This window comes from Pseudoflavonifractor sp. 60 (assembly GCF_009911645.1).
Taxonomy (GTDB): Bacteria; Bacillota; Clostridia; order Oscillospirales; family Oscillospiraceae; genus Lawsonibacter.
Genome location: NZ_QWKI01000271.1, coordinates 1 through 7,906 on the forward strand (window position 1 = coordinate 1; position 7,906 = coordinate 7,906).

At 49.7% G+C, this 7,906-nt stretch carries 7 protein-coding genes; all 7 read left to right on the plus strand.

Features of this window, described 5'->3' with window-relative positions:
- The first annotated feature begins 576 nt into the window (after window positions 1-576).
- The 7 genes from D1646_RS21300 to D1646_RS21330 all read left to right on the plus strand — a co-directional run bounded on the left by D1646_RS21300 (window position 577) and on the right by D1646_RS21330 (window position 7,634).
- Complete coding sequence (locus D1646_RS21300; RefSeq protein WP_160638367.1) at window positions 577-1,197, plus strand: TetR/AcrR family transcriptional regulator; 621 nt, start codon at window positions 577-579, stop codon at window positions 1,195-1,197.
- A 230-nt stretch (window positions 1,198-1,427) separates the two neighbouring features.
- On the plus strand, window positions 1,428-1,913 hold the full coding sequence (locus tag D1646_RS21305; protein ID WP_160638368.1) for a hypothetical protein: 486 nt from the start codon (window positions 1,428-1,430) through the stop codon (window positions 1,911-1,913).
- A 182-nt stretch (window positions 1,914-2,095) separates the two neighbouring features.
- Complete coding sequence (locus D1646_RS21310) at window positions 2,096-3,277, plus strand: DUF1266 domain-containing protein (RefSeq protein ID WP_160638369.1); 1,182 nt, start codon at window positions 2,096-2,098, stop codon at window positions 3,275-3,277.
- An 806-nt stretch (window positions 3,278-4,083) separates the two neighbouring features.
- Window positions 4,084-4,548, plus strand: a complete 465-nt coding sequence (locus D1646_RS21315) for a hypothetical protein (protein WP_160638370.1) — start codon at window positions 4,084-4,086, stop codon at window positions 4,546-4,548.
- Window positions 4,545-4,760 (plus strand): hypothetical protein, encoded by a 216-nt coding sequence (locus D1646_RS21320; protein WP_160638371.1) that lies wholly within the window; start codon window positions 4,545-4,547, stop codon window positions 4,758-4,760. Before D1646_RS21315 ends, D1646_RS21320 begins: the two co-directional genes overlap by 4 nt.
- Window positions 4,761-4,869: 109 nt before the next feature.
- Complete coding sequence (locus tag D1646_RS21325) at window positions 4,870-6,495, plus strand: recombinase family protein (RefSeq protein ID WP_160638372.1); 1,626 nt, start codon at window positions 4,870-4,872, stop codon at window positions 6,493-6,495.
- 104 nt (window positions 6,496-6,599) lie between these two features.
- The gene (locus tag D1646_RS21330; RefSeq protein WP_160638373.1) at window positions 6,600-7,634 is read left to right on the plus strand and encodes a recombinase family protein; all 1,035 of its coding nucleotides are present in this window, start codon (window positions 6,600-6,602) and stop codon (window positions 7,632-7,634) included.
- The last annotated feature ends 272 nt before the right edge of the window (window positions 7,635-7,906 follow it).

The following is a 7,906-nucleotide window of genomic DNA, read 5'->3' on the forward strand; positions in this document are numbered from 1 at the left end:
GCCTTTTCCGCCTCCTTCTTCTTCTCTTTTTTCTACTCCCTTGAGGAAAAGGTGTCAACTTTTTTTATACCACATCAATCGCCATCAATGACAGCTTCGATACCGCTGACCCCAACAGCGTCAACAACGATTTTGCCGGAATAAAGAACTGGTTCAATGCCACCCTCTCATAAAGAATGACACTACACGCAGGACATAGCATCCCTGTTACCTCCGACAAAGCTGATTTGTACCGCAGACAGAAACTGCTTTATACAGAACACCGTATTAACGGTAGCGGCTACCAAAAATCATTAAGTTGCGCTCAGTGTAATTCTGTTACTATACCACTATTTATAAAGAGGATGTCCCAGAGAATCAGTTTAAAGGAAGCCCCAAAAGGCATTTTACGAATAAACGGCAGGCGATTCAGGTGTAGCTATACTCGAATTGCCTGCCGTTTTGTGCCTCCCGGAAATACAATCTGTTCAAAACATCAATCTTATCGTATTTTTGCTCTTGCATTATCCCTTTGGGTGTGTTAAAATAAGGTTGGATTTAAAAATTTGTTTTTATTTTGCTTGAGAAGGTGACAGGGTGCCGAAGGTGGCTTATTCTGAGGCAGATAAAAAGCGCATCAGAAATGCGCTTATTACAGTTGGGCTTGAGCTGATGGCAAAACAGGGTATACAGCATACTACTGTAGAGCAAATATATAAAAAAGTTGGTATTTCGCGAACTTTCTTTTATTCTTTTTTTGCGACGAAAGAAGAGTTGATCGTTGAAACGCTGTATCTGCAACAGCCTAAAATCATTGAGTATGTACAGAAGCTAATGGCTGACCCTGCTTTAAGCTGGCGTGACGCAGTAAAGCAATTTCTTTATGCCTGTTGCCATGGGGAGAAAAATGGAATTGCAATTTTAACGATTGAAGAACAACAGCTTCTTTTCAAAAGCCTTTCAAAGGAAAGCTACCAGATGTTCCGCAAGAAACAACTTCGTCTTTTTGGAGAGATTTTAGAAAACTTTGGGATAAAGGTAGATACGGCAAAGATCAATCTGTTTACGAATTTAAGCCTGACAGCAATGGTTGTACGCAGGGCTATCCCGGACACCCTCCCGTTCTTTGTTCCCGAAGCGGCGGAGGAAACAATGGATTTTCAGCTTAATGCAATTGTGGACGCCCTGGAGAAATTAAAAACGGCGCCGGCACTCTGAAAAACAGAAATAAGCAAGTCCGTCCGAATATACGTTTCGGCGTTATATTCAGTCGGACTTTTACTTCACTCAAAATAAAAACAAATTTGACTGTTTGAATTTATTTTGAGAAATACAGCAAACTCCACAGGAGAATACACGATGGATTTGTTTGTTGCTTCAGGAGCATTTTGAACCTGAAGTGATGTATAGTTATGGAGTCAATATTAAAAATCATGGAGGAAAAGATTATGGGATTTTTTAGCAAGCTGTTTAAGGGACCCGAAATTGACATGGAAAAGAGCGATGCAAATGCTAAGAAAATGCGCCTGCTGTTTAACCAGGTTGTAGAGAATGGGGACGATTACAGGCTGATTTTCGGATATACCGAGGATGTGAGCCGTTTCAATTATGGATTTGTTCATGGCAGTAAAACGAAAATTGGGAATTTGATTGTCGGCTGGAATGAGAGCAGCCAAACGATTGTGGTTGTGCCTACAGTTCCTGATCTTTCCGGCTGCGGTGATCCAACCTATTATTGCCGTTCTGAAATTTTGAAAGCCTATCGGAATAAATATCCTACGGACGCCTTTATCATTTACCCGGACAAAAAAGGGTATATCGGCATCAATGCCTATGACTGGCTGGAAGATGAAAAGTTGTATGTTTATGTGTCGCAGGAGGATGAGCTGGCCGCTTTTACCGAGTTCTTTATGAATCGGTTCGCAACAAAGTGAGGTAGGGATGCCTTGGGGAGAAATCGGAGCGTTCTTGCTGTTTCTGGTGGTCGTGTTTATATTTGGCAATCTATGGTTTCGTTTCATAGAAGCAATCCTGAGCCGAATCAAAAAGATATTTACACGCAACGAAAAAACTTCAGCATGGCATCCGCTCCCTCCAGATAAGGAGGACAGAAAAAATGTTTGATATAAGCGAAATTATGAAACGGACACAGCAGGTAAGCGAACAAGCGGCTGACAGCATAAAAGAGACTTTTGAAAAAAGCGAAGAAATCGTTAGCCAGATTGAGGTTCCAAACTCTGAAGAAAGCCCATCTATATCTGCCGCTGAAGTTGAAGAACAGATTGCTGCTAATACCAAGCGTCAGGTGGAAATTCTCGGACAGATATTGGGGACGGACGGTATGGCTCAAATGGCTGTCAACGAGGAGCTGCTGCAAAAAATGGTAAATGATAAGGTCGCTGAAGCGACTGCGTCCACAGCAGAAAACCTCATGGGGCAGCTGTTTGGGGAGGATATGGGCGTAATCGCGGCGGCATTGGAAACGTTGGAGATGGAAGATGCCGACGAAGAGGAGAAGCTTTCATTTGATCTGGAGCTGGAAGAAAGGCTCTATACAACCTTGGAAGAGACAATGGACCGACTTGAGGCCATGCCTGAGCCAGAGCCGATTCCCTATCAAAAGGATGACGCAAAATGGGGACAATTTGGCGTCCTGCTGTCTGGTATTTTATCGACCCTTAACAGCCACCATCTGGATAGAATGGATGTGGAGGAACATATTCCTGTTATGGAGCAAAAAATCGTGTCCCTTGTGCGCCGCTCCTGGGGGATAGACGGCCGCAGTGATCTGCTGGACATGATTCGTTATCTGGCGCAGGAGGGCTATATCCTGCGGTATCAGCTTTACAGTGAGGCGGCTTCACCGGAGGAATTGATGGATGAAACGATGGATGAGGATGTCTGCGAGTCTACAAGCCGGGCATGGAGATTCGCGCAACGGTATAAAAGCCGGTATGCTCCTGGCTTTATGGCTGGATGGGATATTGGACGGGCGGCAATGCTGACCCGCTGGGGATGCTATTTAGGCTGGCTCACAGAAAGTGAGGCTGTCGGTATTCTTTGGGATATATCTCAAAAGGTTGTGGAGGAACTGCATAGCTGGCGTGAATTTTCCCAGTCATATCTTTTTGGCGGTCTGATGTGGAAAATGCTGTGTGGTGACAGCTCTGCTGAAAGTTACCTGGGTTATATTGCGGATGCCGCCACAAACCTTTTGGCAGGAAAAATGGAGCAAGACGGGGGCCAATGGCGTGCTTGCCCTTGGCCCGCACAAAGGAAGATTGGTTTTACAGTATAAGCTCTTTGAAAATTTGCTGTTGCGGTCCAGATAATTCCAGTGATAATTCTGCCGTCTGTGAAACACACGAAACAGCCAGTCAGAAAGCCGGAGGTGGAGAACAGACACCTGTGATAAGCCCAGTCTGAATTGCCGTAAAACTTTTCTTGCTATACTGCGTCCTACCTGAGAACGAAGATGTGGCGTAGGAGGTTTTACGTAGATACACTACCTTGCAAGCAGTGTCTTTGTTCCCACAAAGACTCAAAACAGCTTTCTGGCGTGACCGCCGGAAAGCTGTTTTTGCTTGTTGGTGGCACTGCCCCCAAACCCCTTTTCGCAGAATTTCATTCTGCGGCTACGCTCCGTTCCGGCGCTTTTTCTCCCGCCCCTGGCGGAGATTTTTTGAAAACGGTGAGGCTGGCTTACCAGCATAATCGCAAACTACCCCGTAAAAGGTAATGGCATTTTTCAAAAATCCGTCAGGCTCGTAGCGCCGTAGCCAGCGTGAAACGCTGTTCAGAGGGTTTGGGGTGCTACCCCAACAAGCAGAACCTACGGTTTCCGGCATCGCTGGGAACCGCAGGTTTTGTGCGTTTGTATATACAAACGCCCTGCTTGCCCAGTAGCACATGGCTGCTGTTTTCATTGGCCCTCGACAAAAATTTCCCCAAAGGCATTGACAGGAACATTCGTTTGTGCTACTATAATGGGGAATTGGATACTGCACATATTTTTCACGCAGATACATAGACCGAACCACAGCGTTTTCGCTGGGGTCGGTCTTATTGTATCTGCGCTTTTTGTTTTTGAAAGGAGGCCAGACAATGGGAAACGTTAAAATGGAAGAAGTCAAGCGTAGCCGGGGCAGGCCAAGGCTGGACGCCCACATTACCGAGGAATACGCTCCCAGCAGGCGGCAGGCGCTGAACAAGATGTATATGTACGAAGGTGTTCACCTGTTATCGGTAGCGGCTACCGAAATTCAAAACAGCGAGGTCTTATGGTTGGAGGACAGAACAGCCGTCACCTTGAAATCCCGTGACGGCATCCTGGAGCAGCTCGGCAGAATAGCGGTGCAGGACAAGTTGGCCTACGCCGATTGCGTCTATCTTGCCAACCTTGCCATCGCCGCCGTTCAAAATGGGTACACCACACGGGAGGTGGAGGTTACCCTGCGGGAAATCCGCATGGCGGCGAAGTCCAGCATGAAAAATCCAGACAATGAGGCGCTTTATTGTGCGCTGGGCAACACCGTGGACATCCTACGGAGCATGGGAGGTATCGCATGAAAACCGAAAAACGACCAGTAGAAATCACAGTGGCGGGGGAACTCCCTGGCTTTGAATACGGCGGGTGCCGGGGTGTGTTTTTGAACCTGGGGCTTGATGTGGAAATGGACGGAGTGACCTATCACCTACACAGCAGCTTTACGGAAAAGCCGGAAATGGGCGAGGTCATCGACACAGCGGAACTGGAGCGGAACGGGCGGCGGACGGCGTAAAAATTTCTGATGTCCGGCAGAAAACCATTGCGTTACAGTGCTAAAGCAGCTATAATGGGAGCAGGTAACAGATGCTATGTTCCTGCGTCCAGGGAGGTAAAAAAACAAGATGCAGGAAAAATACAATGTCGGAATTTATTGCAGGCTCAGCCGGGACGATGAGAGAACCGGCGAGTCCGTGTCCATCGAAAATCAAAAAATCATGCTCAGCCGCTATGTGCAGGAGCAGGGCTGGAACCTCTACGCCGCCTACTGTGATGACGGGGTCTCAGGTACGACCTTCGACCGTCCTATGTTCAATCAGATGATTGCCGATGCCAAAGCTGGGAAAATCAATCTGATTTTGTGCAAAGACCTCAGTCGCCTCGGCAGAGATTACATCGAGGCCGGACGGTTTACAGACATCGTGTTCCCTTCGATGGGCTGCCGTTTCATCGCCCTCAATGACGGCGTGGACACCATCCACAAGAACAATGAGATGCTGGTCATTTTGAAGAACGTCATGAACGACCTCTATGCACGCGACACCAGCAGCAAAATCCGCGCTGTCAAGCAGTCCACCTTCAAGAGCGGAAAGTATGTCGGGTGCTACGCTCCCATCGGCTACCGAAAATCCCCGGCGGACAAGCACATCCTTGAAATCGACCCGGTGACCGCTCCTGTCGTTCTCCGCATTTTTGATATGCGTTTGCAGGGGGATAGCTTTCGGAAAATCGCCCGGACGTTGAATGAGGAGGGCGTACCCTCGCCCCGCGGTTTCTACTATATGGCCGAGGGCAGGCCGAACCTACGGGGCGAGACACCCTACTGGAACGATGTGACGGTTAAGACCATTCTGCGGAATGAGGTCTACCTGGGCCACATGGTACAGAACAAAACCGGCACCGTTTCCTACAAGATTCACAAGCAGGTCAGCAAGCCGAAAGAGGACTGGATTAAGGTGGAGCATACCCATGAGCCGCTTGTCTCTCAGGAGGTCTGGGATGCCGTTCAAAGGCTGGACAATCATCCCTCCAAGGGGCGCTCCGGCAGCGATGGGGTAATCTCCCTGTTCGCTGGCATCCTCTACTGCGCGGACTGCGGTTCGTCTATGCGGATTTTGAAAGACTATCGAAGCCGGAAACGCCACGAGGACGGTCACTACGGCACCTATAAAGCCTATATGTGTAACCGATACGGCAGCGGTGGCAAGGTAGCTTGTTCCATACACTACATCAATTGCAAGGTGCTGACGAAGCTGCTCCTGCTGGACATCCATGCCAAGGCGATGCTGGCGCAGAACAGCTCTGCCGCCCTCAAGGAGAAAATCCTCGCTCAGAAAAACGCCGCCAGCATGGAGCAGACAAAGGCGCTCCGGGCAACGCTGGCGGCGGTGGACAAGCGGCTGGCGGAACTGGAGAAGCTGGTGGTGTCGGCCTACGAGGACAAGGTGAAAGGCGTCATGCCGGAGGCCCTGTGCGTCCAGTTGATGAACCGCTACGAGGACGAACGCCGGGGCAAGCTGGAACAGCGGACGCAGTTCATGGCGCAGTTGGAGGCCACCCAGGAGGACGAGCAGGCCACCGATGAATGGCTGGCCGTTATCCGCGATTATGCCCAGCTTGAGGAACTCGACCGTCCCACCCTCCTGCGGCTGGTGAAGCGCATCGAGGTGGGCGAGAAGTACGAAATCGCCGGGGAGACCCACCGGGACATCAAAATCTATTATAACTTTGTCGGCTATGTGGAACTCTGAAATCTGTCCTTCTTTATGCGAGGTTATCTAACGAGTTCTATGCCCGCGATACCAGCCGCAAAATCCGGGCTGTCCAGAAGGCGAAAGGTGAGCGTGGCGTACCGTTGACGGTCAATGTCCCTTATGGCTATGTGAAAGACCCAGAAAATCCGAAACACTGGCTGATCGACCCGGAGGCTGCCCAGGTTGTAAGACGCATTTTCCAGATGTGTATGGAAGGGCGGGGGCCGCAGCAAATCGCCAATCAGCTGAAGGCAGATAAAGTGCTGACGCCTACCGCCTACAAGAAACAGCAGGGGCGCAGTACTCCGCATCCGAACCCTGAAAACCACAATGGCTGGTGCGACAGTTCCGTTGTCAATATCCTGGAGCGCCGGGAGTACACAGGCTGTACGGTGAACTTCAAGACCTACACCAACTCCATTTGGGACAAGAAGCAGCGTGAGACGCCAATCGAGAAGCAGGCGGTTTTCCTTGACACCCATGAGCGCATCATCGAGGACGATGTGTTTGAGAAAGTCCAGGTGATCCGCCAGCAGCGACACCGCATGACCCGCACCGGCAGGAGCAGTATCTTTTCCGGACTGGTCTACTGTGCCGATTGCGGTTCCAAGATGCAGTACGGTTCTTCCAACAATGGCAATTTCGCCCAGGACTTCTTCGACTGTTCTCTGCACAAGAAACACAGAGAGAAATGCGGCGGACACTTCATCCGAGTTAAGGTTTTGGAGCAGTTGGTCTTGAAGCATATGCAGATGGTTATGGGGTATATCCTCCGGCATGAGGACTACTTCCGAACCGCGATGGAACAGCAGATGAAGCTGGAAAGTGCGGAAAAATTGCAGATCATCCGCAAGCAGCTCAGCCGGGACGAGAAGCGCATCACCGAACTGAAACGGCTCTTTATCAAGATTTACGAGGACAACGCCAGCGGACGCCTGAGTGACGAGCGGTTCGATATGCTGAGCCAAAGCTACGAGGCGGAGCAGAAGCAGTTGGAAGCCGAGGTCATCGCCTTGCGGCAGGACATCGAAGTACAGGAACGACAGAACGAAAATATTGAGAAATTCATCCAGAAAGCGCACAAGTATGTGGGCATCGAAACGCTCGACCCGTATGCCCTTCGGGAGTTGGTGTAGGCCATCTATGTGGAGGCCCCGGACAAGTCCAGCGGTAAACGTCGCCAGAGCATCCACATCAAGTACGACGGCATGGGCTTCATTCCTCTGGATGAACTGATGAAAAGGGAAACGGCGTGACCGAAGTCACGCCGCCCCTTGAAAACACAAGGTTTTCAGAATTTCACGTTAATACTGTTTTACGACCACCGCCCTTTCGCTCAGGGGCGGCAGATTGTCAATGAAGTGCAACAAAAAAGAAAAAGGAGGAGTCAGGAGGGTTTAAGAAAGAG

Bases quoted from the DNA above. Each gene is read 5' to 3' on its own strand.
- D1646_RS21305 (WP_160638368.1), top strand. From the start codon at position 1,428: ATGGGATTTTTTAGCAAGCTGTTTAAGGGACCCGAAATTGACATGGAA.
- D1646_RS21310 (WP_160638369.1), top strand. From the start codon at position 2,096: ATGTTTGATATAAGCGAAATTATGAAACGGACACAGCAGGTAAGCGAA.
- D1646_RS21315 (WP_160638370.1), top strand. From the start codon at position 4,084: ATGGGAAACGTTAAAATGGAAGAAGTCAAGCGTAGCCGGGGCAGGCCA.
- D1646_RS21320 (WP_160638371.1), top strand. From the start codon at position 4,545: ATGAAAACCGAAAAACGACCAGTAGAAATCACAGTGGCGGGGGAACTC.
- D1646_RS21325 (WP_160638372.1), top strand. From the start codon at position 4,870: ATGCAGGAAAAATACAATGTCGGAATTTATTGCAGGCTCAGCCGGGAC.